The sequence below is a fragment of the Shewanella corallii genome, assembly GCF_023349125.1.
In the GTDB taxonomy this organism is placed as follows: Bacteria; Pseudomonadota; Gammaproteobacteria; order Enterobacterales; family Shewanellaceae; genus Shewanella; species Shewanella corallii.
Genome location: NZ_JAKIKT010000001.1, coordinates 347,602 through 373,332, shown reverse-complemented (window position 1 = coordinate 373,332; position 25,731 = coordinate 347,602). Strand labels below are relative to the sequence as shown.

At 52.4% G+C, this 25,731-nt stretch carries 23 protein-coding genes and 2 riboswitches; of the genes, 12 read left to right on the top strand and 11 right to left on the bottom strand.

Annotation, left to right across the window (positions count from 1 at the left end; genetic code table 11):
* Positions 1-44: 44 nt before the first annotated feature.
* On the bottom strand, positions 45-1,394 hold the full coding sequence (locus L2725_RS01580; RefSeq protein WP_249247312.1) for an alanine/glycine:cation symporter family protein: 1,350 nt from the start codon (positions 1,392-1,394) through the stop codon (positions 45-47).
* A gap of 109 nt (positions 1,395-1,503) precedes the next feature.
* A riboswitch (glycine riboswitch) is annotated at positions 1,504-1,618 on the bottom strand.
* Between the two features lie 25 nt (positions 1,619-1,643).
* Positions 1,644-1,760, bottom strand: a riboswitch (glycine riboswitch).
* Between the two features lie 197 nt (positions 1,761-1,957).
* Here L2725_RS01580 and L2725_RS01575 point away from each other — a divergent pair.
* The 8 genes from L2725_RS01575 (at position 1,958) to L2725_RS01540 (ending at position 11,281) form a co-directional block, all read left to right on the top strand.
* Positions 1,958-2,650 carry an ABC transporter ATP-binding protein gene (locus L2725_RS01575; protein ID WP_249247311.1) on the top strand — a complete coding sequence of 231 codons (693 nt, stop codon included), beginning with the start codon at positions 1,958-1,960 and terminating at the stop codon, positions 2,648-2,650.
* A gap of 1 nt (position 2,651) precedes the next feature.
* Complete coding sequence (locus L2725_RS01570; protein ID WP_249247310.1) at positions 2,652-5,180, top strand: ABC transporter permease; 2,529 nt, start codon at positions 2,652-2,654, stop codon at positions 5,178-5,180.
* Between the two features lie 85 nt (positions 5,181-5,265).
* Positions 5,266-6,414 carry a lipocalin-like domain-containing protein gene (locus L2725_RS01565; protein WP_249247309.1) on the top strand — a complete coding sequence of 383 codons (1,149 nt, stop codon included), beginning with the start codon at positions 5,266-5,268 and terminating at the stop codon, positions 6,412-6,414.
* Between the two features lie 67 nt (positions 6,415-6,481).
* Complete coding sequence (locus tag L2725_RS01560; protein WP_249247308.1) at positions 6,482-7,708, top strand: sensor domain-containing diguanylate cyclase; 1,227 nt, start codon at positions 6,482-6,484, stop codon at positions 7,706-7,708.
* 181 nt (positions 7,709-7,889) lie between these two features.
* Positions 7,890-8,621, top strand: a complete 732-nt coding sequence (pnuC, locus tag L2725_RS01555) for a nicotinamide riboside transporter PnuC (protein ID WP_249247307.1) — start codon at positions 7,890-7,892, stop codon at positions 8,619-8,621.
* A complete protein-coding gene (locus L2725_RS01550; RefSeq protein WP_249247306.1) occupies positions 8,618-9,349 on the top strand; it encodes a nucleoside phosphorylase in 732 nt (243 codons plus the stop codon). The genes pnuC and L2725_RS01550 overlap by 4 nt, the downstream gene beginning before the upstream one ends.
* Positions 9,350-9,378: 29 nt before the next feature.
* Complete coding sequence (locus L2725_RS01545) at positions 9,379-10,056, top strand: Crp/Fnr family transcriptional regulator (protein ID WP_249247304.1); 678 nt, start codon at positions 9,379-9,381, stop codon at positions 10,054-10,056.
* A 70-nt stretch (positions 10,057-10,126) separates the two neighbouring features.
* Complete coding sequence (locus tag L2725_RS01540) at positions 10,127-11,281, top strand: S41 family peptidase (RefSeq protein ID WP_249247302.1); 1,155 nt, start codon at positions 10,127-10,129, stop codon at positions 11,279-11,281.
* A gap of 7 nt (positions 11,282-11,288) precedes the next feature.
* Here L2725_RS01540 and L2725_RS01535 read toward each other — a convergent pair whose 3' ends face one another.
* Positions 11,289-12,188 (bottom strand): LysR family transcriptional regulator, encoded by a 900-nt coding sequence (locus L2725_RS01535; protein WP_249247301.1) that lies wholly within the window; start codon positions 12,186-12,188, stop codon positions 11,289-11,291.
* Positions 12,189-12,523: 335 nt separating this feature from the next.
* Here L2725_RS01535 and xapA point away from each other — a divergent pair, with 335 nt between their 5' ends.
* On the top strand, positions 12,524-13,348 hold the full coding sequence (xapA, locus tag L2725_RS01530) for a xanthosine phosphorylase (RefSeq protein WP_249247300.1): 825 nt from the start codon (positions 12,524-12,526) through the stop codon (positions 13,346-13,348).
* A 9-nt stretch (positions 13,349-13,357) separates the two neighbouring features.
* Positions 13,358-14,614 carry a NupC/NupG family nucleoside CNT transporter gene (locus L2725_RS01525; protein WP_248934115.1) on the top strand — a complete coding sequence of 419 codons (1,257 nt, stop codon included), beginning with the start codon at positions 13,358-13,360 and terminating at the stop codon, positions 14,612-14,614.
* Positions 14,615-14,655: 41 nt separating this feature from the next.
* Here the strand turns inward: L2725_RS01525 and L2725_RS01520 are convergent, their stop codons facing one another.
* Positions 14,656-16,044, bottom strand: coding sequence for an MATE family efflux transporter (locus tag L2725_RS01520; protein ID WP_249247299.1), 1,389 nt, complete (start codon positions 16,042-16,044; stop codon positions 14,656-14,658).
* 115 nt (positions 16,045-16,159) lie between these two features.
* Here L2725_RS01520 and L2725_RS01515 point away from each other — a divergent pair, with 115 nt between their 5' ends.
* Entirely contained in the window at positions 16,160-17,035 is an 876-nt protein-coding gene (locus L2725_RS01515; protein WP_249247298.1) for a LysR family transcriptional regulator, read from the top strand.
* A gap of 98 nt (positions 17,036-17,133) precedes the next feature.
* Positions 17,134-17,646 (top strand): type II secretion system protein, encoded by a 513-nt coding sequence (locus L2725_RS23165; protein WP_283164153.1) that lies wholly within the window; start codon positions 17,134-17,136, stop codon positions 17,644-17,646.
* A 32-nt stretch (positions 17,647-17,678) separates the two neighbouring features.
* Here the strand turns inward: L2725_RS23165 and L2725_RS01505 are convergent, their stop codons facing one another.
* The 8 genes from L2725_RS01505 to L2725_RS01470 form a co-directional block, all read right to left on the bottom strand.
* A complete protein-coding gene (locus L2725_RS01505; protein WP_249247297.1) occupies positions 17,679-18,350 on the bottom strand; it encodes a Clp protease/crotonase-like domain-containing protein in 672 nt (223 codons plus the stop codon).
* Positions 18,351-18,424: 74 nt separating this feature from the next.
* A complete protein-coding gene (locus L2725_RS01500; protein WP_249247296.1) occupies positions 18,425-19,774 on the bottom strand; it encodes a MipA/OmpV family protein in 1,350 nt (449 codons plus the stop codon).
* 109 nt (positions 19,775-19,883) lie between these two features.
* Positions 19,884-20,906 carry a substrate-binding domain-containing protein gene (locus L2725_RS01495; protein ID WP_249247295.1) on the bottom strand — a complete coding sequence of 341 codons (1,023 nt, stop codon included), beginning with the start codon at positions 20,904-20,906 and terminating at the stop codon, positions 19,884-19,886.
* A gap of 72 nt (positions 20,907-20,978) precedes the next feature.
* Positions 20,979-21,926 carry a ribokinase gene (rbsK, locus tag L2725_RS01490; protein WP_249247293.1) on the bottom strand — a complete coding sequence of 316 codons (948 nt, stop codon included), beginning with the start codon at positions 21,924-21,926 and terminating at the stop codon, positions 20,979-20,981.
* A gap of 102 nt (positions 21,927-22,028) precedes the next feature.
* Positions 22,029-23,039 carry an aldose 1-epimerase family protein gene (locus L2725_RS01485; protein ID WP_249247291.1) on the bottom strand — a complete coding sequence of 337 codons (1,011 nt, stop codon included), beginning with the start codon at positions 23,037-23,039 and terminating at the stop codon, positions 22,029-22,031.
* Positions 23,040-23,113: 74 nt separating this feature from the next.
* Positions 23,114-24,448, bottom strand: a complete 1,335-nt coding sequence (gene fucP, locus L2725_RS01480; protein ID WP_248934107.1) for an L-fucose:H+ symporter permease — start codon at positions 24,446-24,448, stop codon at positions 23,114-23,116.
* A 28-nt stretch (positions 24,449-24,476) separates the two neighbouring features.
* A complete protein-coding gene (gene rbsD / locus L2725_RS01475) occupies positions 24,477-24,896 on the bottom strand; it encodes a D-ribose pyranase (protein WP_249247289.1) in 420 nt (139 codons plus the stop codon).
* A 330-nt stretch (positions 24,897-25,226) separates the two neighbouring features.
* Positions 25,227-25,730: a hypothetical protein gene (locus L2725_RS01470; RefSeq protein ID WP_249247288.1), complete on the bottom strand. Its 504-nt coding sequence runs from the start codon at positions 25,728-25,730 to the stop codon at positions 25,227-25,229.
* Between the last annotated feature and the right edge of the window lies 1 nt (position 25,731).

The following is a 25,731-nucleotide window of genomic DNA, read 5'->3' as shown; positions in this document are numbered from 1 at the left end:
GCCGGGTAAAACCGGCTTTTAAAAAGTAGAGTCAACAGTCGGGATCAGGCGGTGACAGGCGCCAACTGCAAACGGGAGAAGTAGTCCCGGGTTTCTGCCACAATAACATGTCTCAGTCCAACAATGGCGATCAGGTTGGGGATAGCCATTAATCCATTAACTGTGTCGGCAAGCAACCAGATGAGATCCAGCTTAATGAAGGCTCCACAGGCAATCAAGCCAAGAAACACCAACTGATACACTTTGCGACCACGATCACCGGTCAGATAGGACCAGCAGCGTTCGCCGTAATAATGCCAGCCCAGAATCGTGGTAAAGGCGAAGCACACCAACGCTACTGTCACCATATACTGACCAATCAATGCATTACCACCGGTAGCAAAGGCGGCGCTGGTCATGGCGGCACCAGCTGCATCACCGTTCCATACCCCTGTCATAATCAACACCAGGCCTGTCATGGTGCAGATAATAATGGTGTCGAAAAAGGTCCCGGTCATACTGACCAGCCCCTGCTCGGCAGGTTCATTGGTCTTGGCTGCTGCGGCGGCAATCGGCGCACTGCCCAGGCCGGATTCGTTGGAGAACACACCGCGGGCAATACCAATCTGCAACGCCATAGCCACGGTCGCCCCCAGGAAACCACCGGTCGCGGCAGTTGGATTAAAGGCGGAGTGAATTACCAGCTGCAGCGCAGGCATCACCTGATCAGCGTGACTGCCAAGAATCCATAAACAGGCAAGCAAATAACCAATGGCCATGGTTGGCACCAGCTTTTGTGCCACAGAGGCAATACGGGTTACCCCGCCCAATACCACGGCCGCCACCAGCACAGTCAGTACAGTAGCGGTCACCCAACTTGGTACATGAAAAGCAATGGTCATGGCATCACTGATGGCGTTGACCTGAGCAAAGGTGCCGATCCCGAAGAAAGCCACACCCACACCAAATAAAGCAAACAATTTAGCCATCCAGCCCAGTCCCAGACCACGCTCGATGTAATACATAGGCCCACCGGCGATATTGCCATGCTTATCCGTGGTGCGGTACTTCACCGCCAGCAGACATTCGGCGTACTTGGTCGCCATGCCAAAAAAGGCGGCCAGCCACATCCAGAACAGCGCACCCGGGCCACCGACTTTAATCGCGGTAGCGACCCCCACAATATTACCTGTACCAATAGTGGCGGACAGGGCAGTACACAAGGCGGCAAACGGAGACAGATCGCCTTTACCTTCGCCCGGCTTAAACAGCAGACCCAGCGCCATTGGCAAGCGGAACAGCTGAATCAATTTCAGCCGAAAAGTAAGGTAGGCACCGGTTCCCACAAGCAAAATGAGTGTGGCAGGTCCCCAGACTATGCTGTTGATATCAGCAACTAACTGATGAAAATCCATGGTAATCCTCAAAATTAAACTGCAAATTTAGAGGAGGAAAAGAAATGGCTGAAAGCGCCTAATAGCGAAAAGACGGAATAAAACCGGCAGGCAACAGGGCAAAGCAGTCATCCTCTCCTCTGTCCTTTTGCCTGAGCGTTTCACCGGATGATTCATCTCATCCTGGCTTGCGCCTTCGGCGCCGACTGACCACAGGGGCTGTCGGTCTCTCCAGAGGCTCGTCCAGTAACAGTCCACGCAAGTCTGACTCCAAGGAGTTCAGCCTGGCACCTGAAAGAGTGCTTTCCCGGCAAACCAAATTGCACATTTAGGGGAAAGTTGCCTCGTCGGTGTGGGGGCGATTCCCCACTCTCCTGCTACCTTCATCCGAACGGATTGCCCCGACTTAACCGGGGCAGGTCGGCAATTCTGAAATAAATTGGAACCACAGACAGTGACGCAGGTCACACTCTTATGTTGGAGAATCAATATTTTTTAGTCAGTTAGGCTGATCTCCAACGTGAGGAATTGGGGTATTCTGATAGGGTTGAGAATATCATCAGCCTGCCACAGGGAGTCGGTAAATGGCGTCAGCAGCCCGTTTTTATCAGGTTAGTAAAGGCTTTAACGATGGTTCGGAATATCACTCTGTGCTTGATGGCGTGGAACTTACCCTTGAGCAGGGTGACACCATAGCCCTGACCGGCCCCAGCGGCAGTGGCAAAAGTACCCTGCTGAATTTAATGGCAGGCTTTGAAATCGCAGACAGTGGCGAAATCGAGCTGGGCACAGAATCGACTAAACACTGGAAAGACAACAAGTGGAGTGAGTTTCGCCGCCGCCAACTTGGCGTTATTTTCCAGCAGTTCAACCTTCTCACCCCATTAAATGTCAAAGACAATATCGCCTTCCCACTGCATTTAATCGGACAGGACTGGTCTCCCTGGTGTCAGCATCTTATCGATAAACTGGGCCTGAGCGGACTGGAGCATCGCAGTGTCGAGCAACTTTCCGGCGGCCAACAACAAAGGGTTGCGGTAGCCCGAGCCCTGGCCCACAAACCTATGCTGCTACTGGCAGATGAGCCCACAGGTAACCTTGATCAAAGCTCAGGTCTGCAGGTAATGTCACTGCTGAGCGAGCTGGCGTCTGAAGCTGGCAGCACTGTGCTCATGGTGACCCACTCCAGTGAGTGCGCCGCTTTTATGCAACGTCACTGGCAGTTGAAACAGGGCAAAATCCTGGAGGTAAGCTCAGTCCAGTCGAAGGAGGCCTGATATGTCCTCTGCACTGAACAGCACAATGGCAAGCTTACGGGTCTTTGCCGCACATTACCGTCACAAGCCCCTTCAGGCTGGCGCGATTTTATTGGGCATAGTACTGGCCGTCACCCTGCTGACCGGCGTCAAATCCACCAACGAAAATGCAGTACGCAGCTATAGTCAGGCCACAGAGTTGCTCAGTCGTCAGGCCACAGCTTACATTCTGCCGCCGGGTACCACCGGCACCTTAAACCAGACACAGTACTTTAAGCTGCGTCAGGCAGGCCTGCCTGTACTGGCAGTGATTGATGGCCATGTGATGGATGATAAAGGTCGCCGCTGGCATATCACGGGCAGTGATATTATTGCCGCCACTGCACTGGCTTCCGGCCATCAAACAGAATCAAGCTCAGAAGAGTATCCCATGGTTCCCATGGGTCGCCTGCTCAGTGCTGAACCTGTCGCCATGCTGAGCCAGAACCTGGTTGACAGAATTAAGACTGTTGATGGCAGCGCCAGCCTGAACCTTGCCAGCACTCAGGTAACACTGCTTCCCCAGCCCGACAGTGCCGCCCTGGGTAATAACGTATTGATGGATATCAGCTTCGCCCAGCAACTGCTTGGCAGGCAGGGGCGTCTGTCCTACATAGCTTTGATGACTGAAGATGAATCTCAGCTGGCACTGGCAAGATCTCTGTTAATTGACAACAACACCCTTAGGCTCGGCGATCAGGGTGAGGCCCTGACAGAGCTGACCGCCAGTTTTCACCTTAACCTGCAGGCCATGGCGATGCTGGCCTTTGTGGTGGGGCTGTTTATCGCCTACAACGGTATTCGTTACAGTCTGATGAAGCGGCAACGTTTGATGCTGAAACTGCTGCAGGCAGGCATCACCCGAAAGGCACTGATGTCGGCACTACTGCTGGAACTGATTATTCTGGTGCATCTGGGTTCCGCCATTGGCTTTGTACTTGGGCTGCAACTCAGCCAGTGGTTGCAACCCATGGTCGCCATGACGCTTGAACAGCTTTATGATGCCCGAATTCTACCCGGACACTGGCAGTTGGCCTGGCTGATGGAAGCTATCGCCTTGACATTGGCAGCAGCCCTGCTGGCCTGCGTACCACTTTATCGGGCGCTGACCAACCAGAGCCTGGCAAGAGCCGGAATGCAGTACAGTCAAAATTTAATCCACTACCGCAGCTATCGTCTGCAGTTCCTGTTGGCCTGTGGGCTGATCGCCCTGGCTGCCATTCTTATACTCATCAGCAGCGAGTACCAATACAGCCTGGCACTGCTTGGACTGCTGACCCTGGCCTTTCCATTACTGCTGCCACAACTCATGTTATGGCTCACTTCAGCTCTGGAAAAGGTTGCGCCCAAAGGCAGCTGGCACTATCTGGTGGCTGAAACCCGGGAACTGACCGCGCCAATGGCACTGGCGATGATGGCACTGCTGCTGGCACTCAGTGCCAATGTTTCCATGAACACTTTGGTCGGAAGCTTTGAGCAAACCCTCAAGACCTGGATGGATAATCGATTGCACACGGATCTTTATATCCGCCCCCACCCGACCGATGCCGACCGCATTGAAACCTGGCTGCGCGGGACTGATGGGGTAGATCCGGTCGCCATTCAATGGGAGGCCTACTCTTATATCAGGCCCGATATCACTGACGAGGCCGACCGCCACAGAGTGATGCTGTTATCCCGTGATGATGCGGCCATGCTGGAAACCGTCTCATTGAAAGACTCAGCATCGAATACAGAGCAGGCAGAGTTCTGGCCCGACTTTTTTGCCGGTGAAAGCCTGATGTTGAGTGAACCTCTGGCGCTGCGTCACAACATAAAGGTGGGAGACAGATTACTGCTGGAAGCTACGGAAAACCTATATCCTCAGGGGCTGCCTGTGGGGGCCATCTATTACGACTATGGCAAACCCATAGGCGAAGTGATGATCAGCGAGAAACTCTGGCACCAGGCGGGAATGCCTGGCAGCAATCGTAACTTTGCTGTGGGCTGGCGAGGCGATACCGATGAGCTGCAAACCATGCTGAAAAATCAGGGTGTGTCCCCCGCCATGATGTACAGCCAGAGTAAAATCAAGAAAGAAGCCATCAAGATGTTCAAACGCACCTTCTCTATCACTGTGGTGCTCAACAGCCTGACTCTGCTGGTCGCCGCCATTGGCCTGTTCAGCGCCAGTATGATGCTGATGCAGAGTCGTCAGGCGCCACTGGCCCGGCTCTATGCTCTCGGGGTTTCCCGCCCTCGTCTGTTTGCCATGGTCAGTGTTCAAATGCTGTTGATGGTGCTGATTACCGCGCTGCTGTCTCTGCCCACCGGCGTTGTACTGGGTTGGTTGCTTATCCACAAGGTCACCTTACAGGCATTCGGCTGGAGTATTGCCATGGTGTGGGATTGGTGGGCTTATCTGCAGGTGGTATTGCTGGCACTTGTCGCCTGTGCCCTGGCGGTGTTTATTCCGCTGATTCAACAGACCCGTCGTCCTCTGATAAGCAGCCTGCAACAGGAGGTGCTCTGATGCAGACAGTGTTTATTCCTCTCAATCCAAATACGCAGCAAACCCGTCGTCCCCTGATAAGCAGCCTGCAACAGGAGGTGCTCTGATGTTTAAGCCGCTTTGCCAACTTATAGGTGTTGCTTTGGCAACCCTGATGCTAATTGCCTGTGAGCCCGCCGCAGCACCTGAAAAGTCTCAGGGCATGGGTAAGTTAATAGGGTCAGATCAGGCCGATATTGAACGTTATGCAAGGGTGCTGCCCCAAACTCAACTGACATTCCCAGAAGATCACAAAGCCCATGAAGACTTCCGTCAGGAGTGGTGGTACCTGACGGCCAATCTGGAAACTCTGCAAGGAGAGCCCTTGGGACTGCAGTGGACTCAGTTTCGCATCGCTCTCAACCCAGAGTCAGCACTCTCCGGGCAAGTGGAGGATAACAGCTGGGCCACAGGTCAACTGTATATGGCCCATAGTGCAGTGACCACAGCAACCGACCATCTGGCTGCCGAACGTTGGTCCCGTGGTAACCCTGAACTTGCCGGTGTTGATACTGCACCACTGCGTATCTATCTGGATAACTGGCAGTGGCAGAGTCGCAGCAAAGATCTGTTCCCTGCGATATTGGAGGGCGGTGATGCCGACTTCAGCTACCGCCTTAAACTTGGCAGCCGTGCACCGTATCAATTGCAGGGCAAGCAGGGATTCAGTCTTAAAAGCGCCGATGGTGCCGTGGCGTCCCACTACTACACCCAACCCTTTATCCATATCAAAGGTGAAGTCACAGTGCATGGAGAGGTACATCAGGTCCGTGGTGATGGCTGGCTGGACAGAGAATGGAGCTCTCAGTTCCTTACAGGCAATCAACAGGGGTGGGATTGGTTTGCTCTGCGTATTGGTGAGCACAAGGGCCAGGAAACTGCACTTATGCTGTTTCAACTCAGGGGGGGCGGAGACCTGTCCTCAAATCCCGGCGCCAACCATTTCTTTTCTGGCCGTCTGATGTATGAAGACGGCAGTGGCCGTAGTCTCAGCCCGGATGAAATTCAGATTCAAGCATTGGAAACCTACAATACCAAGGGAAAGAAAATCCCGGTGAAATGGCGTTTACAGGTTCCAGCAGAACAGATTGACCTGACAGTATCTGCTCTGAACCCGGATGCCCTCATGCCCCTGACCATACAATACTGGGAAGGACCAATCAGCATAGAGGGTTCCCATCAGGGAAGGGGCTATATGGAATTAACCGGTTATTAGACAGCTTTTGTGATCTAAACTTAGGATGGAATTTCTTCAGTACCTTAAGTTTTGGAGCAAAAACTACATGCCAGAGTTAAAAATCAACTCCACCTATGGCGTGGTTGTGATTAAAAACCTGAAACCCGTCTATGTTGACGACAGCTATGCGCAAATCTTTGGGTATGACTCTGCTCAGGAGTTACTGGAGGGTATAGACACCTTCTTTGACCTTATCCCCGAAGAATATCATCAGGATGTCAGGGATAACTATTACCAGCAATCCAGTGGCCGAATGGTGCCCCGGGGGCGGACATTCAAAAACATCGACCGTTATGGTCGCATTTTTACCGTGTTGTCAGTTGATCACGTCATTGAGTGGGAGGGAGAGCCAGCGCTGCAGGTGACGATTCTGGATCTCTCGTTTCTTGAAGATGCCCACGTGCAATTAACCGAGAACAAAGAGAAATATAAACAGCTGGTCACGACCTCAGGTCAGGGCATCATCATTCACAAAGATTTTAAGCCGCTGATGGTCAATCAGGCCTGGGTTGACCTCATGGAAGCACCATCCATTGACTATATGCTCGAGCAAGCCAACCTGATGGACTTTATCCCCGAGAAAGAGCGGCAGCAAGTCAGGCAAAGATACCAGGACGTGATCAGCGGCAAGATAGAAGGCTCCCATAACATAGTTGAGAACGTCAGCTTTGATGGTAAAAAACGCTACTTTAATGTCTACGACAACCGTATCGAATGGGATGGTGAGCCTGCCATCCAGGCGGTCATTGAGGATGTGACCAAGAAGGTTGAACTTGAAAATGAACTCAAACGCCTGTCTGTAACCGATGCCCTGACCCAGATCGCCAATCGCCATCGGCTGGACCAGCTGCTGAATGAAGAAGCCGACCGCTACCAAAGATATTCACAGCCCTTCTCTGTAATACTGATCGATCTGGACCACTTTAAGTCCATCAATGACAACTGGGGGCATCACGCTGGTGACAACACCCTGATCCAGATTGCTAATACCATGACAGCGGCCATACGAAAACCGGACAGCGTTGGACGTTGGGGAGGCGAAGAGTTTTTGATCATCTGCCCCAACACTGAACTGGATGGCGCGATGCAACTGGCTGAGAAAATCAGATTGGCCATTGCCTCACAGGAGATCGACAAGCAGTTTCAGGTCACCGCCAGCTTGGGCGTGGCAACCATAGGCAGGGAGAGTATCAGCCAACTGCTTATGCGCGCAGATAAGGCGCTCTACGAAGCCAAGTCATCGGGGCGAAACAAGGTTGCCGCCAGCAAATAGTCCCGGATTGCCTCTCGCGATAGATCGATATTACCCGCTGCTGCCTGCTCAGTTTCAGTAGATTCTGCGCCACCCCTGTGCGAATGTTGGACAGCAGGCGGACAAATGTCCTTATTCCCCTCCACAAGCCTGCGTAAACTGGCAATGCTCGTCTGAAACAAGCCCTTACAGAGACCCTATTATGGACATAGCAACCTGGTTTGATATCAACAACACTTTGGTAAATATTCCCATCGGCAGCGGTTATGCCCTGTCATGGGTTGAAGCCTTCGGCACCCTTGCAGGCCTTTTATGTATCTGGTTCGCCAGTCAGGAAAAAACCATTAACTACCTGTTTGGCCTGATCAATGTGACTCTGTTTGCCATCATCTTCTATCAGATCCAGCTCTATGGCCTGCTGATGTTGCAGCTATTCTTCTTTGCCGCCAATGTGTACGGCTGGTACGCCTGGACCCGACCACAGCAGGAAACCGGGGAATTGCTCAAGGTTCGCTGGCTGTCCACCACCAAACTCGGAGTGACTGTGGTTATCGCCGTAGCCGCTATTCTCTGGCTGACGCCGAACATCTACCCTGTATTTACGGCGCTCGCTCAGGCGGCTGTCGATGGCATCAATATGCTTGGAGGTAATCTCAGCATGCCGCAAATTGAACCCAATGCCTTCCCCTTCCTGGATTCAGTCGTCACAGTACTTTCTGTCGTTGCCCAGATCCTGATGACCCGCAAGTACGTTGAGAACTGGTTCCTGTGGGTGCTGATAAACATTATCAGCGTGGGAATTTATGCGGCGCAAGGCGTCTACGCCATGTCGATTCAATACTGCATTCTGCTGTTTATCGCGGCCAATGGTGCACGCCAGTGGATGAATACAGCTAAATCGAACGACTCACACCCTGCCGGAGCCAAAGCATGACAGTTCAACCTCATATTTGCCTGACTCCGGAACAGGTATCCGAACGCGTGGTGCTTTGCGGTGAACCAGCCCGGGTAGATCGTATTGCAGCCCTGCTGGATAACCCCAGACTACTGGCCGACAACCGCGAATTTCGCTCCATGTCCGGCACTTTTCAGGGCGTGCCTGTTACTGTGTGCAGCACTGGTATTGGCGCGCCATCAGCCATTATCGCTCTGGAGGAGCTGCGCCTGTGTGGTGCCACTCATTTTGTGCGGGTAGGCAGTGCCGGCGCATTGCAGCCAGATATAGAGCTGGGTGAGCTGATTCTGGTTGAAGGCGCCGTCAGAGATGACGGTGGCAGTGCCGCCCATGCACCGATGGCCTACCCGGCACTGGCCAATCGACACTTAAGCAACGCCATGGAGAATTTCCTCAGCAGTCAGCCAGTCAGATATCATTCAGGTCTGGTGCGTTCCCACGACAGCTTCTATCGCGATGATGAGATGCAGGTCTGCGAATACTGGCATAAGCTCGGCGTACTGGGCGCGGATATGGAAACCGCTGCACTGATGACGGTGGGACGTATCAGGGGATTGCGTATTGGCGCGGTTCTGAATAACGTAGTGCGCTATGGAAATGACGTACAGGCAGGGATCAGTGACTATGTGAACGCCGATGACGCCCTGATGCAGGGTGAGCAACTGGCCATTCGCTGCGCCCTGTACGCTCTGTCAGACTGCCAATAGCCCATAGCCGAACTCAGTTACTCCAAATAATGCAACTAGCCCCCTATGCCAAAGGCCGCTTCGCCGGCCATCTGGATCAGCAACAGAATGCCTTTCGAGAGGCTCTGCTCAACTGTGATCATCAACTGCTGAATATGGAGCAGGGGCAACATCTGCTCACCCAGGGCGAGGCGCTGGATGCACTCTATCTTGTACCGGAAGGCAAGGTATCTATGCATATCAGCGCCATCAATGGCCGCCGTTTCCAACTGGGAGAAGTCAACTGTCACTGGCACCTCTACGGTGAGATGGAGTTTTTTACCGGTACCGTCTGCCAATGGAGCGTCGTAGCTGAAGCCAGGATGCAGATCAGGCAAATCTGCCTGAAATCAGTGCAGCAACTGCTGCTGAAACAGCCTGAGTATTCGCTGTTTTTCGCCAGTGCATTGGCGTGGGACTATCAGGACTCCCTCGATATCTACACCAACCGCCTGTTGCATACCATTAGTTACAACATCGCCTGGGATCTGCTGCACCGGCCTCAAACCCAGACCAATCTTCACGGCTTTGGCAAGATGGATCCGGAAGCGGAGCGCTTCGGCACCACCAGCCGGGTATTTCGCCGTGCCGTAAAGGAATTAATCGACAAAGGCCTGGTGGAAAAACAGGGAGCATCGCTGAAGATCCTGGACTTCGACAGGCTAAAACAGTTTGTTGATCAGGGTTAGTCTCCTGAGCTTGCCATTTTCCGGGCTTAGCGGTTAATTTGAGGGCAGCTTTTTACTCAAAGGAATGATGATGAAACGCCTGGCCCAGACTTTTCTCAGTAGCACACTCCTGCTACTGACAGCATGCAACTCCACTCCACCTTCCCCTGCTCTTTCATCGGCAGCCGTCCAGTGTCAGCAGGATCTGGCGTTTCTTCCCGGTTTTTTGCTGACCAATGATACAGGTGCGACGGAGCATCTTGCCCAAAAGGGTCAGCTTCACTTTGATACAGCCATGTCGACAGCACTCACTCAGGCCGAAACTATCGGCCAGTTGCAGGAATGCCACCCTATCATCAAGACCTATTTGAAAGCCTGGCGTAAGGGACATCTGGGACTGAGCACCTTGATTGAGCCCTTGCCAGCACCAGAGCCGGAGCCCGGGGATAAGCCTGAAGGCAAACACGCCACAGCCGCAGAAATCAGCTATTCGCCGCAGCTTGAGCCCCTCTCAAAGGAAACCCTGCTGCTAACAGTTCCCACTTTCAACTGGCAGTACGCAGACGAGCTCAAGCAACTGCTTGTCACTGAAAGTGAAACCTTGAAGGCAACCCCGAATTGGATACTGGACGTCAGAAGAAACGGCGGTGGCAGCGACTCAACATATCGGCCCCTGCTGGATCTGATTCTCACCGACCAATATATAGTGACCGGCGCTGAGTTTCTGGCTACACCGGAGAATGCCAAAGCTCAACAGGCGATCTGCGCCAAAATGGGTAATGACCCTGATTGTATTGCCTTTGTGACGCCTCTGGTCGAGGCGATGGCCGGGGTTGAGCCGGGAAGCTATGTGTTACCTCAGGGCGCAACAGCGACCAGCTACTGGACACCGGAAAATCCAGGGTACAGTCCGGATAGAGTGGTGGTGCTGATTGATGAAGAGTGTGGCAGCTCTTGTGAACAGTTCCTACTCGCCGTTCGCCAGGGCATGAATGTGAAGCTGGCAGGACGCAGCAGTTATGGCGCGCTGGATTATTCCAACATGAGAGGCAAGTTGCTGCCATCCGGTGCCTTTGAACTTTACTATGCCACCAGCCGCAGCATGCGGCTCCCCCACCAGCCGGTAGATATCACAGGCATTATCCCGGATATCTATCTGGCCCCGGCAGAGGGCGAAGACGCTGCCCGTAACGAAGTGATCATGATGCAGCGCTGGCTGGAGACAGGCTCATTCGAGAGGGAGTGAGCCGACACTATCTCAGCTTCATCATATCCACAAAAGCTTCCACCAAAGGTGAAGCATCTATGGGTTGGTAGATTAGACAGAGGTTGGCCTCCAACCTCTCTTCCAGCCGGATAAAGTGAATATTCTCCCACTGATGACGGGCAAAGCTGGAGGGCACGATAGTGATAGTCTGACAGCTGGAGACGTAGGCCATCAGGGTATTGGGCTCAATAAACTCGTTGGCAATATCCGGCACAAAGCCCTGCTTGCGACACTGACTTAAAAACAGCTCTGTGGACGCCGAATTGCGGCGACTCATAAAGCTGAACCTGTCACGCTTCAGCTCAGACAAAGACACCTGCTTGCGGTCGCTGAACGGATGTTCCCCCGAGACAGCTACCATAAACTCCTCCGCCGTCACCATATCTGCCGCAAAAGGGTACAGGTTACGGGTATCCGGCTGACGACACAGGCCGACATCGATCTTGCCATCTTTCAACGCCAGCTTTTGCTCTTCCGGTGACAGCTCCACCAGCTCCACCTCGTATTGGGGGTAACGTTTGTGGAACTGACTCAACATGCCACCGAATCCCGCCCAGAACGCCGAGCTGACAAGCCCAATACGCAGCACCTCTTTGTGGATCCGCCCCAGCTTTTGTACCTCACTCAGGGAGCGCTCCAGCGTATTAAAGATCAGCTCACACTCCAGCTTCAATAGTTTGCCTGCGGCAGTCAGGCGCACATTGCGGGAGTCCCGATCAAACAGCTGTACCGTTAACAATGCCTCCAACTCCCGGATCTGACTGCTCAGTGGCGATACTGTGATGTTCAGATTGGACGCAGCCTTACCGAAATGCTCGGTACAGGCCAGCTGATAGAAGTAGCGCAGCATCTTTAATGAGATGCGTTCACTCAGTAAGGGTTCCATGGAAGGCTGGTGTTGTGATCTTGTCTGCAAACTTGCGCAATAGTAAGGAGTTATGAAACAACAATAAATAGCGTCACTTCTCAAAATTCCGTTATTCAACCACAGCAAATTGCCAAAACGCGGCCCTTGTCAGACAAACTCTGTGACACCCGTAATTAAGCAACCACTTTCGTCCAATTAACCACCGCATCATGCTGAAAAACAGCATGAACTGCAGGAATTTCAAAACACAAAAACCAGCCCCATCCGCTACCCTTGCGCCCAATTTCAGGCCCTCATCTTGGCCTGACCATAACCGCTTCCCTACAGCGCTTCCTCGATAAAGGAAAAGTAAGATGCACGATCCAGTAATCAATGCACTGCAAACCATCCATCAATACAAACCCGGCTTTGCCCCGAAAGTAGGCTTTATCCTGGGTTCCGGCCTGGGCGTTATCGCCGACGAACTGGAAGACAAGGTAGTCATTCCTTACGAAGAGCTGGATGGCTTCCCGGTATCTACCGTTCAGGGCCACAGCGGTGAGCTGGTACTGGGTACCATGAAGGGTGTGGAAGTGGTGTGTATGAAAGGCCGTGGCCACTACTACGAACACCAGAGCATGAAGGTCATGACCAACCCGGTGCGTACCTTCAAGAAGTTGGGTTGTGAATTTATGCTGGTGACCAATGCAGCCGGCTCACTGCGTCCTGAGCGCATTGATGTGGGCTCTCTGGTGGTATTCAACGACCATATCAACACCATGCCTGAGTCACCTATGACTGGCGCCAACGATGAAGAGTACGGCCCACGTTTCTTCAGTCTGGCCAACGCCTACGACAAAGAGCTGCGTGAACAAGCTCATGACGTGGCCAAAGCCGCAGGTGTCCACCTGAATGAAGGCGTATTTGTCTCCTACACAGGTCCTAACTTCGAAACCCCTGCCGAGATCCGCATGATGCAGATTATCGGTGGTGACGTTGTAGGCATGTCTGTCGTGCCTGAAGTGATCTCTGCGGCTCACTGTGGTCTGAAAGTACTGGCAATTTGTGCCATCACCAATATGGCGGAAGGCCTGGGTGATGTGGAATTGTCTCACGACCAGACGCTCAAGTGCGCCAAGCTGGCAGAAGCCGACTTTATCAAGCTGATCAAGGCCTTTATGGCCAAGCACTTCGCCTAAGGAGCCGTTATGTTTGCTATGGGTTTTTTGGGCATTGCAGCCCTGATGCTGATCGGCGTACTGGCCTCCACCAACCGCGGCGCCATCAACTATAAAACTGTCGGTCTGGCGTTCGGCCTGCAGGTCGCCATCGGTGCTCTGGTGCTGTACGTACCTTTCGGTATGCAGGCACTGGAGTCTATGTCTCACGGTGTGCACGCTGTACTGGACAGTGGTAAAGCCGGTATCCGCTTTTTGTTCGGTAACCTGGTGAACTTCTCTGTTGAAGGCATCGGCTTCGTATTCGCCCTGAACGTACTGCCGCTGGTGGTGTTCTTCTCAGCGCTGATCGCCGTACTTTATTATCTGGGTGTAATGCAGTTTGTTATCCGCACAATCGGTGGCGCCATGGCCAAACTGCTGGGCACCTCTCAGGCAGAATCCATGTCTGCGGTGGCCAACGTGTTTGTCGGCCAGAGTGAAGCACCTTTGGTGGTTAAGCCTTATATGCCGAAGATGAGCGACTCTGAGTTCTTCGCCATCATGTGTGGTGGTATGGCGTCAGTATCCGGTACCGTACTGGCGGGTTACGCCATGATGGGCGTGGATATGAAGTTCCTGCTGGCTGCTTCCTTTATGGCGGCGCCGGGTGGCCTGCTGTTTGCCAAGCTGATCCTGCCGGAAACCAAAGAAGCCACTTACACCATCGACAAGAACACCAGCTTTGCCGAGAAGCGTCCTGAGAACCTGCTGGCGGCAGCCGGTGAAGGTGCCATGAGCGGTCTGAAGCTGGCCGGTGCCATCGGTGCCATGCTGATCGCCATGATTGGTCTGGTGACTCTGGTGAACCTGATCCTGGGCAATGCCGGTGATATCTTTGGTATCAAGCTGTCGCTGGAGATCATTCTGGGCTACATCTTCGCCCCACTGGCCTTCCTGCTGGGCGTACCTATGGCTGATGTGATGATTGCCGGTTCCCTGATCGGTAAGAAGATCGTGGTTAACGAGTTTGTGGCCTACTCAGATCTGGCGCCTTACCTGAAAGACGCTGATGCAGTTACCGCTGCCGGTCTGCAAGCGCTGCAAGAGAAGTCCAAGGTGATTATCAGCTTCGCCCTGTGTGGTTTTGCCAACATCGCCTCCATGGGTATTCTGATTGGTGGTCTGGGTACCCTGTGTCCATCACGCACTGACTTTATCGCCAAATATGGTGTACGCACCCTGATCGCCGCCAGCTGCTCTAACCTGATGAGCGCAGCTATCGCAGGTATCTTTGTGTCTCTGTAACAGACACACAAACAGTAAGGGCGCCTCGGCGCCCTTTTTATTTAAACCTGTGCCGAAGCAACTACCAAAGCCTTCTGCTCTGCCGGTTTACGCAGCTCGCGCCACACCAATACCGCCACTATGCTGCTCAGCAGCAAGTTAGAGATTGGCATCGCCAGCCACACCCCGTTGACTCCCATCACATCCGGCAGCCACAACAGGAAAGGGATCTGCACCAACATGTTGCCCATAGAGGTCATCATGGCTTTGCCCGGCTGGTTCACCGACATAAAGAACACAGATGCCATAGCAATAAAGCCATCCAGCGCCATGGCGAACAGATGCAATTTAAAACCTGTGGCCGCCTGCGCCGCAATAGCGGGCTCTCCCTGACTAAACAGGCCGATAAAAAAGTCCGGGAACAGGTTCAGCAGCGCAGTCCAGGTCAGGCCCGATAATATGATCACACTGGCGGCTATCTTTACTACCTTGGCGATATAGGCCTGCTGCCCGGCACCATGATAGAAACTGGCCTGTGGCTGCATCCCTTCGGCAACACCCTGCGCAAGCAGGTAATACAGGGACATCAAATAGCCGACAATGGCAAACGCGCCAATAGTGACCGAATCCCCATGCTGCATAAACAGGTAGTTATGGATAGCCACGACAAAGCTGGAGTAAAGAAACATCACCAGACAGGAGCTTCCCAGTACCACACTGCGCCCGGCGATACGCATATCCAGATGTATCTGTCTCAGGCTGAGCTTAAGACCTGTGTGACAACTGAAAAAGTAACCCAGTCCCAACAGGGTAATCATTCCCTGGGCGATCACTGTGGCAACAGCAGCCCCTTCCAACCCCATGGCCAACACGCCCACAAACAGGTAATCCAGCACTATATTGCCTATGGCCCCTACCAGCAGCAGTCCGGTAGCCAGATTGGGGCTGTCATCGTTACGAATGAGCATAGGCAGGGCATTGGCTGTCACGGTAATCACGCCGGCGACAGCAAACACATCTATGTATCTGGCGCCCTGTTCATAGGTCGTGCCTACGGCATCCTGCCAGTCCAGCGTCGTATGCCCCAGCAGTGCCAGAATAAGGCAGCCCAATCCCCCAAGAATCAGCATCAGGAAAAAACTGCTGCTCAGCGCCAGTCTGGCCCTGCCTGTATCCCCTTCCCCGCGGAACATGGAGATCATACTGCCGGCTCCCATGCCGATCAGCACGCCCAGCGCACTGAGTACATACACCACAGGCCAGGCCATATTGATACCTGCCAAGCCACTGGGGCCGACATACTGCCCCACGAAGATGCCGTCGATAATGATGTAAAGGCCGCTGACCAGCATGGCCACCACAGATGGCAGGGTATAACGCCAGAAAGTACGGCGGATCTGGCTGTCGGTTTGAGGCTGATTGGAAATGGTTTGGTCGGGATTCAGGTGCATAATTCAGGACAAATGGATTCAAAACGCCGCCATTATCCTGTTAAACCAGATTGATTAAAGTTAATATCCATCCGAAAATCGGATACATCATTCAAATCTCTGATGGGAACAGGCTATGCACTGGAATCTGGATCAACTGGATGCCTTCGTCCATGCGGTGGAGCAAGGATCATTTTCTGCCGCCGCCCGCAAGCTGGGGAAGGCACAATCCCGGATAAGTACCGCTATAGCCAATCTGGAACTGGATCTCGGCATAGAGTTATTTGACCGCACACAGAGATTACCTGTACTGACCCAGGCGGGACAGGAACTTTACAAGGATGCCAAATCGGTACTGGCGCAGTGTCAGAGATTGTCTGCCAAGGCGGGGATTCTGGCCAATGAACAGCTGGTGGCACTGACTGTCGCCATTGATGAAGCCGTCCCCATCGAAGCCTTTGAAACCTTCTTTATTGATGTTGCCAGCGCCTTTCCCGAACTCACCCTGACCATACTCAACGGCACTCAGCAGGATATCGCTCACTGGGTGGAGAATCGTCAGGCGGATATTGGCGTCATGTTTCTTGGCCCCTTGTCAGACACGTTGGAGTTTAACTCCATTGCCCGCTTCAAACAGTCATTGATCGTCAGCCCGGAACATCCTCTGGCGGCATTTCCCGAACCTTCAGCCAACCAATTGAACCAACATCGCCAATTGGTGATCTGTAACTCCATCAGCGGCCGTCAGGGCATCACCCTGTCGCCCATCCACTGGTTTATCGACAGCTACTATTACATCACTTCCATGGTGGGTCGGGGTGTGGGCTGGGCACTGGTGCCGGAACATATCGCCCAAAGTGACTGGTACACAGGTACCATCCAAGCGCTGTCCACCCGCAATATCCCCGGCGGCCTGACCATGGAGATGGGGATAGTCAAACGTCGGGACCAGGGCATGCAACAGGCGCTGGCCTGGATGCACAGCTATCTGGAAACCATGTTTGACGCTTAGTTCAGCAGTTTCTGCATTAACAAAACATAACTAACAATTGGCGAAAATTTAGCTAAAATCCCGCGCTTTTCCACTTCAGATTGCACTAAAGAGGCGAAATGAAACAGCGCGGTTTTACCTTGATTGAACTTGTCGTCGTCATCATCATTCTTGGCATATTGGCGGTCGTTGCTGCCCCCAAATTTATCAACCTGAAGCATGATGCTCTGGTTTCAACCATTGAAAATATGGAAGGCCAGCTTAAGTCAGCCAACAATCTGGTGTTTGCCAAGGCGGCGGTGGAAGGGAAGCAGGATATGGAATACAACAACTACCACAACCCGGCCGACTCCAAGCTGATCATCAATGGCAAACAGGTCAATCTGCACTATGGCCGCATTCAGGCATCGGGCTGGAACATCGATCAGGTGATGGATATAGATGAAGCAGACTGGACTGTATTGAGCACCCCAGGAGTCTTCGGTCAGGCATATCTGACTCCCCGTGGAGCCCCGGCTTTTGGCGCGAAAAACATAGCGGATATCGACAAGTCGCAGTGCTTTTTGAAATATGGCTTTGACAAAAACCACTATGAAACACCTGACTATCAGGTCACAACCTCAGGCTGTTGATAATCTACTCCGAGCCGCTTTGCCGGCTCGAATTACTCCACATCAGGCAAACGCGCCTTGATGAGGCTCGAATGAGTTGACCTCAAATGCTCCAGCGCTGGTGCAGAAATAGCGATAATTTGCACCAGCTTAACCCCTTGAGAATCGAACTGCGCTGGCTTGCCGACAAATTCGATGCTTAGCCCAAGCCTGACAAGCGTATCCTGGTCATAACTGAACAAAGGAGCGTCCCGGGTAACGCCACTATCCGGCATCATCCCCAGAATCGTAACCACAGCGTCTACACCAACTTTAGCAAAAAACACCAATTCGGCAGCCTGCCAACGCCGTAGTGACTCAAGATGTTCAGAGTTACCTTGAACGCCACCGAAAGGCACATAGAGATCCTGATACGCCCCGCCATGCCAGCCCATAAGGCTGTCTTTTTCTACAACAACAGACTTCCCCGCGGGCACAATGTAATTGGCACAGGACGAAGCGCAGATGTTGCGTACTATCACGCTAAGGCCATGGTCAAATACCAGAGTGCCCATCTCAATCGCCGCCATCGCATCGCCTCCTCCACTGGTAATCACCAGCTCAGAGATAGCATCCCTTTGCTTATTGAAAAGAGAGTCAAAGGCAGACACGCCAGCTTCAGTAAGTGGACCTGAATAAAAAATCTGATTGGGGGCGATAAACCTCACCTCAGCTTCTGAGCTCACGATGCTGCTGCAACCAAGTGTCGAAAACGCCATGAAAGCGAAGATTGCGGCATACAGTTTCATCGGCGTATTTCTCAGAAATTCCACTGCAGAGTCACTGCCTGATAGTTACTACCACCCTTGATCCGGCCGAAGGTGGAGCTGGTTTCAAAAATGCCTGAGCGATGATGGATGCTGTACCCCAGCCAGATTCCATGCATTGTATTGCTGTTAAACAGATCGCCAAGATTGACCTCCAGAGAGAAGTCCAGATAGTTGAGCAGCTTGGATGGTTTGTACCCCTTCTCATCCAACTCAGACTTTTCTATATAGGTGAGGTTGGTGACGTAAGACAGTCCCTCTGCCACCCCAAAGCGCCAGCGGGGACCCAGCTCAAAGGTATAAAAGGCTTTAATGGCTACGACACCCTCGACAATCTCTCCCTGAACTTCAGAGTCATAGTGCCAGGCAACGCCCGGAGTAAAGTAAAGTTCAATGGGCAGACCAAATAGCGTCTCACTCAAGCGGGTTCCATAGAACAGAGAGGTCATCTGATTGTTATAGGGATCTTTTTCCGCATCCCCGGTCAGAATGTAGCTGAGATTGGATGGCGTAGCCCAGCCATGAGACAGGCGGAAAAACTCACTGTCATCCCGGCTTGAATCAGCCCTGCTGACAGACTTTTCCTGTTTATTGTCAGGAAAGAAGCCAAAGCCAAGAAACGTCTCATACTGGTATTGGTTTTCTATCGTCGGTAGCTGACTGATTTTATCCTCCAGTCGCCCTACTCCAAATCTGCCCAGCAGATACAGATTACTGGCGACGTGGTATCTGGCAGTCACCCCGGCATTAAACTGCAAACCGCTGCCAACCTCATATCTGTCCAGCCCATAGTAATAGTCGTTGAATTGATCCGACTTCCACTGAAACTCCGCATAGGGGATCAGGTCCCAGTCGCCGGAATGCCAGTGAAATTTGGTTCTGGAGTACATGTAGGCACGTTTGTAAGAGTCTGACAGCAGAGCAATGTCCGCCTCCCAGGGGCCATGAGCAAACTTGTACTGAAGCCCTAAATCGAAGGATTCCGCCTGAGCTTCATTTTGCAGTTCTTTGGGAATATCAACAAAACGAAAACGAGTATAGGCATTGACCTGGTGCTGGTCGTTTTGCCACAGATGGACCCCAGCTTCCATGCCGTTGATATAGCCATACTCACCCTGATATTTAAGCAGGGGAAGCACATCAAAGACTTCATCATCCTCTACGGCATAGGGAATATCACTACGCCTGACCCCTATGGCGATACCCCAGGGAGTATCACCTGATTCGCTTTGGTGAGCAGAAACCTGGAGAGCATCAGCTTGCTCTGAAACCGCTTCACAGGAGACAGCTGACAACAGAGAAGAGAATAGAAGGGTTAAACGGGAAATGGAGCAAGTGGTCACAGTATTCACGTCCGGTATGTCTGCCTGCAAGAAACAGATACCAGAATACTTCAACAACCACCTGATAACATAATGATTTTATTTGATAACAAAGAATTGAGCAGGAAAGCTATTTCAATATCTGCACACTGTCCCTTTCCACCACGCTGGGCTCAATATCCATAAATTGGGGGGCCAGTGTCGGGTCCTGCAGACGGGCCAACAAGGCATTAACAGCCTCAGCTCCCAGCTTCCCCTTGGACTGATGAATCGTGGTCAGCGCCGGGTTCATATAGCGGGCCAGGTGAATATCGTCATAGCCAATAATCGACAGCTCCTGAGGTACCTTAATGCCCGCATTCTGAGCGGCATGCAGTACCCCTATGGCCATCATGTCATTGCACACAAACAGGGCACTGGGCAGCCTGGATTTGTCATGCTCAACATTGGCAAACAAGCTGGCAAAAGCCGCTTTACCACCGTCTGACTCAAAGTTGCTTTCAATCATCCAGTCCGGGTTTATCGTAAGCCCTGCGTCCGTCATGGCATCGGCAAAGCCCTGATAACGCAAATCTGCCTGCTGGCGATTGCGGGGACCGGTAATACAGCCAATATGTCGATGGCCTTTATCCAGCAGATATTGGGTTGCCAACTGGCCACCTTTGCGGGAGTGCCCCTGAATACGATCACAGGGAAAGTCGGCCTCGCCCCAGTCCATTACCACCACGGGCAACTTCTTCAGGCGCTCATACAAAGCGGCATCTTCACCTTCCAGCATGGCGCACATCATAATCAAGCCATCGACCCGACGCTCTACCAGGGTGCTCAGCGAGCGTTTAAGGCGCTGCACATCCCCTTCGGTATTACACAAGATCAGGTTGTAACCCTGCTGATAACAAGCCTGCTCTACCCCGCGTACTACCTCGGCATAGAAGGGATTGGTAGAGGTGGTGACCAACATGCCTATGGTGTTGGTACGGCAGGTTTTCAGGCTGCGGGCGACGGCGGAAGGACCACTGTAATTCAACTCCCGAGCAGCATCCTGAACCCGCTTGGCAATATCTTCACTGACAAATCGGGTTAGGTTCATCACATGGCTGACCGTCGAGGTTGAAACCCCGGCAAGCTTAGCGACATCTTTCATGGTGGCCATGTGGTGAACTCCAGTATGCTTTTTATTGGTTTAGATTTAATCAGTTAGCGCTCAAAGACACTCCAAAGACACTCAGGCCTGTTGTGCCAGGAAACTGTCCACCTCTTCCCTGCCTGGAATAGAGGTTTGTGCGCCAAAACGGGTGACCGAAATCGCCGCGGCAGCATGGGCAAATACCAGCGCCTGCTCCAGCGGCTGTTGCTCCAGTAAAGCCGTTACCAATGCACCGTTAAAGGTATCGCCAGCGGCTGTGGTATCGGTCGCCTCAACGCGGAAACCGGCAATAATGCAGCCTTCAGCGGCACCTTCATTGGCCGCGCCCTCATTAGCACGGCTGAGATACACACCTTTGGCGCCCAGAGTGATCAGCACAGTGGCAATGCCTTTGGCGTGCAATACAGCAGCAGCCTGGGCGGCAGAAGCTTCATCAGTCACTTCAATACCGGTCAGCAAATGGGCCTCTGTCTCGTTGGGGGAGATCACATCTACCAGCGCAAGCAGTGAGTCAGGCAGTTCACGGGCCGGCGCCGGATTCAGGATCACCTGAGTGTTGTTGGCTTTGGCGATGCGGGCAGCCTGCTCGATACCACACAGTGGGGTTTCCAGCTGCATCAACAGGTAATCCGCAGCGGCAATTTGTGCCTCATGCTGATTAACCAGATTCACAGTCAGCAGAGCATTGGCGGCAGCATCCAAACAGATGCTGTTCTCGCCATTGTCCGCTACCTGAATCATAGCGATGCCTGTCATGGCATTTTCCATGCAGTGCACAGCGTCGACATTCATGCCGTCATTGGCAAACGCTTTAACGATATTCTGGCCAAAGGCATCATCACCCACACAGGCGATAAAACCGATATCGGCACCAAGACGGGCAGCAGCAACCGCCTGGTTGGCACCCTTGCCGCCTGGGATCACCTGATAATTGCGGCCATGCAGGGTCTCACCCGGACGAGGGAAAGAAGGCACCTGAAGAACATGGTCAGCATTAACACTACCTAACACCACTAGCTTATTCATATGGTTATCCGCAACTCAGAATGAACTCCAGGGTTCATACTTAAAAGAAAAAGGGTACAAAGCCGAATCACGTCAATTCGGCAGATTAATCTTCTGGCTCTATTACGCCTGTCTGATACCGGTGCGCACACTGAAATGACGCGTCTCACCCGGCTCAAGATACAACAAATTGCCACTGCCTTTGGCCGCCAGAAAACCTTCAGGGCGGCAGGTGGCCGGCAAGGCGTAGGCTGCTACCTGCTGGTCGCCATTGTACAGAACCCAACGGGTCAAGTTGTTGAATTCTTTGGTATCAAATTCAGTGATGAGACACTTGTCACCGATTGCCATAGAGAACTCAGCGCGCTCGGTAAAGCGAGAGATGTCATCGGCAAAGTAAACAATCTCAGGGTCGTGCATCTGCGGCTCATTCAGCACTGCAAAGGGTGCTGACGTTTTCAATGTTTCGTTATAGGCCAGCCACTGTTCAGTCGGACGAACATGGTCAGGCACACTCTGACGCAGCACAAAGGCCTCATCAGGCAGATTCTGGCTCATCACCGCCCCTTCCAGGTAGGCGGCATTGATGTGACACATATATTGCAAAGGCATAGGAACAGATGCCAGGTTCTTCACCGTCATCTGAATATCGAACTCACCCGAGTCCTGCCCCAGAGTGACAGATGGCGTGGCCAGATAATGGTCGCCAAAGCCCATCACGTATTCGTAGCTGCCCTTGATGGTGACGCTGGTGTCACTGATCTCAAGCCAGGCGCTGTCCATAGTGGCACAGGGCATTTCACCGTGCAGCACATGGTCATCCTGAGGCGTTGGACAGCCCATGCGGATCATCCCGGCATGGAAGGCAAAACAGCCGTAGGTCTCGACTATGGTTTTGGCGGGTTTGGGCTCACTGAACATGTTTTTCATGCAAAGGTCGGTACCCAGAAACTCAGCATCCCACACCATCTGCCCCATAAATGGCAGCACTACCAAATGACCTTTGCTATTTCTGATCTCGACAGCTTCCACACCAGAGTTGTACACAAAGGTGTAAATCTCAAAGGCATCAGATCTGGCAATCAGACTTCTGTGACGGGAGAAACTGTGTTTGTACAGAGGCAGAGTAAGCATATTCAATCTCCTGCAAAAAAGCGGTCACCCGGATATTCCTGAGGTGGCCGCCTAATTCTCTTAATCAGGGGCGCTTAAGCAGTTGCTTCAACGGTCGCTTCAGACAAGGTCTGTGAGCGTTTGAACTTCTTTTCACTCATAAAGTAAGCAAACACCACAGCGAAACAGATAGCGCTGACAATAAAGGAGGACTGCATACCAATGCTGTCAGCCAGCAGGCCCTGCACCGCAGGCACAATAGCGCCACCGATAATGGCCATCACCACAAAACCACCTGTGGTTTCTGTGTAACGGGTATCAACCGACTGCAGGGTCGAAGCAAAGATAGTAGCCCAGCAAGGCGCGAACAGTGCTGAGGTACCCACAGCAACCCAAACTGCACTGAAGTTTGGAACCAGAGCCACATACATAAGGCAGGCGAAACCAATCGCTGAGTAGCCCATCAACACGTTTTCCTGAGAGGTCTTGGTAAACAGGTAATTGGCCAGCAATTTACCCAGGAAATACATGATGAAGGAGTACAGAAGGTAATTGGCAGCATCGTGTTCAACCATGTTGGCATCCAATTCCAGCGCCAGACGAATGGTGAAAGACCAGACTGCTACCTGCATACCTACGTAGGCAAACTGAGCACCAATACCTTTGAAGAAACGGGCATTACCGGCCAGATAAGACAGAGTCTCACCGAAGCTTGGCTGGTCTGCCTTGCGGGCGGTCGCTACTTTACAGCTTGGGTATTCTGTCACGGCGATCAGGGCTGCCACAGTAGCAATCACACCCACCAGCCACTTGTAGGGCTCCAGCGTTTGCTGCAATACCTGAGCTTTAAATGCTTCCAGCTCAGCACCTGTCAGGGTCGCCATCTGATGTTCAATATCGATACCTTCCTGGAAAATCAGATACTTGCCCAGCAGCAAACCCACGATATAACCCATCGCATTGATAGTATGGGAAATATTCAGACGCAATGTGGCGCGCTGTGGCTCACCTATCATGGCGGAATACGTATTACAGGAGGTTTCCAGGAAAGACAGGCCGATGGCAATACAGAAAATGGCCGCCAAAAACATGGTGTAAGTGCCAGCCACAGAAGCCGGGAAGAACATCAGACAGCCAAAGATATAGAGTGCCAGCCCCAATAAAATCGCCAGCTTGTAGGAACTCTTCTTAACCACCATGGCAGCCGGAATCGCCACCAGGAAGTAGGCACCGTAGAACGCCGACTGCACCAGCGCAGAAGCAAAATTGGAAAGGTGGAAAATGGCTTTGAACTGAGTGATCAACACATCATTCAGGGCTGCGGCGGCTGACCAGAGGGCAAATACTGAGGACAACAACAAAAACTGGAACAGCGGGGTTTTGTTCAGGTAACCATCCGCCTGCTGAGTTGCAGAGTTTTTTATAAACATAACTTATCTTCCAGGGACGTGAGCCGATTTAGAAAACAACACCAGAGCGAAAAATCACGTTCGCATAGGGAGTACATTCACCGGTTCTGATAACTGCCCGGCTGATGCCGGTACGCTTTTTAAATGCTTCATGGGAAAGATAAGTAACCGAAATCGAGCGACCGCTGCGTTCTGTCTCATTATCAAGCTCTGTCATCAGAGCCTCATACGCTGCAGGATTGGCATCGGCAAACTCCTCGGCCATCACCACACCTTCAATCTGACAACTCGCCAGCCATACCTTTACCGTCTCGATAAAACCCGGTACGCCGTGGGTCAACGCCAAATCAATACGCTGCACACCGACAGGTACTGGAAGTCCTGCGTCACAAATAGTGACCTCATCGGTATGGCCCAGAGTGGCGGCCAGCATATTCATGTCAGCATTGAGCAGTGGGTGTTTAATCATCTTTCAGCCTTTCACTCAGTGATATGTCTCTACCAGGCTCCAAGGGACAGAGGCTTGCCTTCATGTAGAGACTGTCCGGCGCCCATACCGTGGTTTGGCAAAGACATCATCGAAACGTTTCGATAATGCAGCGAATCATAATCGAAACGTTTCGATGGCTACTAATGGTGAAAGGTAATCCTGTGACTGGGATCGCTAATTAAGCGTTTGCATTGAGGTTATTCAGTTTGAAGACATAACAGGTTTTCAGGCAGCCTTATGTCGGCGTTAGATAAGTAGTCTCTATCCTGCCCCGGCTAAAAAAGATACTGAGCAGAGCCGCGATAACACTCAGCTCCTTCTGATTGGCAGGGATGGCAGGTGCTTTTGAATCACCTTAACAACCTGAAGGGGACTAAGTTTGTAGGCATAAGGGATCACAAATCTGCGGTCGTCCCGGGTCACCAGAAAATACCAATAATGTGTGTAACCGCCGATATGCCGCTGCACGAACACCTCTTTGAGGTCACTGATATTGAGACAGTAATTCAAGGTCTCCGAATCCGGGTGCTCACAGCTCACTGTGTGACAGTCAAGCACAAAGCTAAACCTTCCCGTCTTGAACAGGTTAGGCAAGCCCGCCACCAGAAACAGCACCACTCCAATAGCAACAGCGCCCCACTTTACATAGCCCCTGACCGGGTCATCAAGCGCCGCTATGGGGGTGAAATGCAAAATCAGCAATACAGTTGAGGGAAAGACCACTGCTATGCCGAGCATCTCCAAAGCAAACCGCCGCGGTGATGCTTGATAGCTAAACCAGGTATCACCTATATCATCAGTCCTGTCATTCATC

Excerpts from the sequence above, each read along its gene's own strand:
- L2725_RS01580 (WP_249247312.1), bottom strand. The coding sequence starts at position 1,394 with ATGGATTTTCATCAGTTAGTTGCTGATATCAACAGCATAGTCTGGGGA.
- L2725_RS01575 (WP_249247311.1), top strand. The coding sequence starts at position 1,958 with ATGGCGTCAGCAGCCCGTTTTTATCAGGTTAGTAAAGGCTTTAACGAT.
- L2725_RS01570 (WP_249247310.1), top strand. The coding sequence starts at position 2,652 with ATGTCCTCTGCACTGAACAGCACAATGGCAAGCTTACGGGTCTTTGCC.
- L2725_RS01565 (WP_249247309.1), top strand. The coding sequence starts at position 5,266 with ATGTTTAAGCCGCTTTGCCAACTTATAGGTGTTGCTTTGGCAACCCTG.
- L2725_RS01560 (WP_249247308.1), top strand. The coding sequence starts at position 6,482 with ATGCCAGAGTTAAAAATCAACTCCACCTATGGCGTGGTTGTGATTAAA.
- pnuC (WP_249247307.1), top strand. The coding sequence starts at position 7,890 with ATGGACATAGCAACCTGGTTTGATATCAACAACACTTTGGTAAATATT.
- L2725_RS01550 (WP_249247306.1), top strand. The coding sequence starts at position 8,618 with ATGACAGTTCAACCTCATATTTGCCTGACTCCGGAACAGGTATCCGAA.
- L2725_RS01545 (WP_249247304.1), top strand. The coding sequence starts at position 9,379 with ATGCAACTAGCCCCCTATGCCAAAGGCCGCTTCGCCGGCCATCTGGAT.
- L2725_RS01540 (WP_249247302.1), top strand. The coding sequence starts at position 10,127 with ATGAAACGCCTGGCCCAGACTTTTCTCAGTAGCACACTCCTGCTACTG.
- L2725_RS01535 (WP_249247301.1), bottom strand. The coding sequence starts at position 12,188 with ATGGAACCCTTACTGAGTGAACGCATCTCATTAAAGATGCTGCGCTAC.
- xapA (WP_249247300.1), top strand. The coding sequence starts at position 12,524 with ATGCACGATCCAGTAATCAATGCACTGCAAACCATCCATCAATACAAA.
- L2725_RS01525 (WP_248934115.1), top strand. The coding sequence starts at position 13,358 with ATGTTTGCTATGGGTTTTTTGGGCATTGCAGCCCTGATGCTGATCGGC.
- L2725_RS01520 (WP_249247299.1), bottom strand. The coding sequence starts at position 16,044 with ATGCACCTGAATCCCGACCAAACCATTTCCAATCAGCCTCAAACCGAC.
- L2725_RS01515 (WP_249247298.1), top strand. The coding sequence starts at position 16,160 with ATGCACTGGAATCTGGATCAACTGGATGCCTTCGTCCATGCGGTGGAG.
- L2725_RS23165 (WP_283164153.1), top strand. The coding sequence starts at position 17,134 with ATGAAACAGCGCGGTTTTACCTTGATTGAACTTGTCGTCGTCATCATC.
- L2725_RS01495 (WP_249247295.1), bottom strand. The coding sequence starts at position 20,906 with ATGGCCACCATGAAAGATGTCGCTAAGCTTGCCGGGGTTTCAACCTCG.
- rbsK (WP_249247293.1), bottom strand. The coding sequence starts at position 21,926 with ATGAATAAGCTAGTGGTGTTAGGTAGTGTTAATGCTGACCATGTTCTT.
- L2725_RS01485 (WP_249247291.1), bottom strand. The coding sequence starts at position 23,039 with ATGCTTACTCTGCCTCTGTACAAACACAGTTTCTCCCGTCACAGAAGT.
- fucP (WP_248934107.1), bottom strand. The coding sequence starts at position 24,448 with ATGTTTATAAAAAACTCTGCAACTCAGCAGGCGGATGGTTACCTGAAC.
- rbsD (WP_249247289.1), bottom strand. The coding sequence starts at position 24,896 with ATGATTAAACACCCACTGCTCAATGCTGACATGAATATGCTGGCCGCC.
- L2725_RS01470 (WP_249247288.1), bottom strand. The coding sequence starts at position 25,730 with ATGAATGACAGGACTGATGATATAGGTGATACCTGGTTTAGCTATCAA.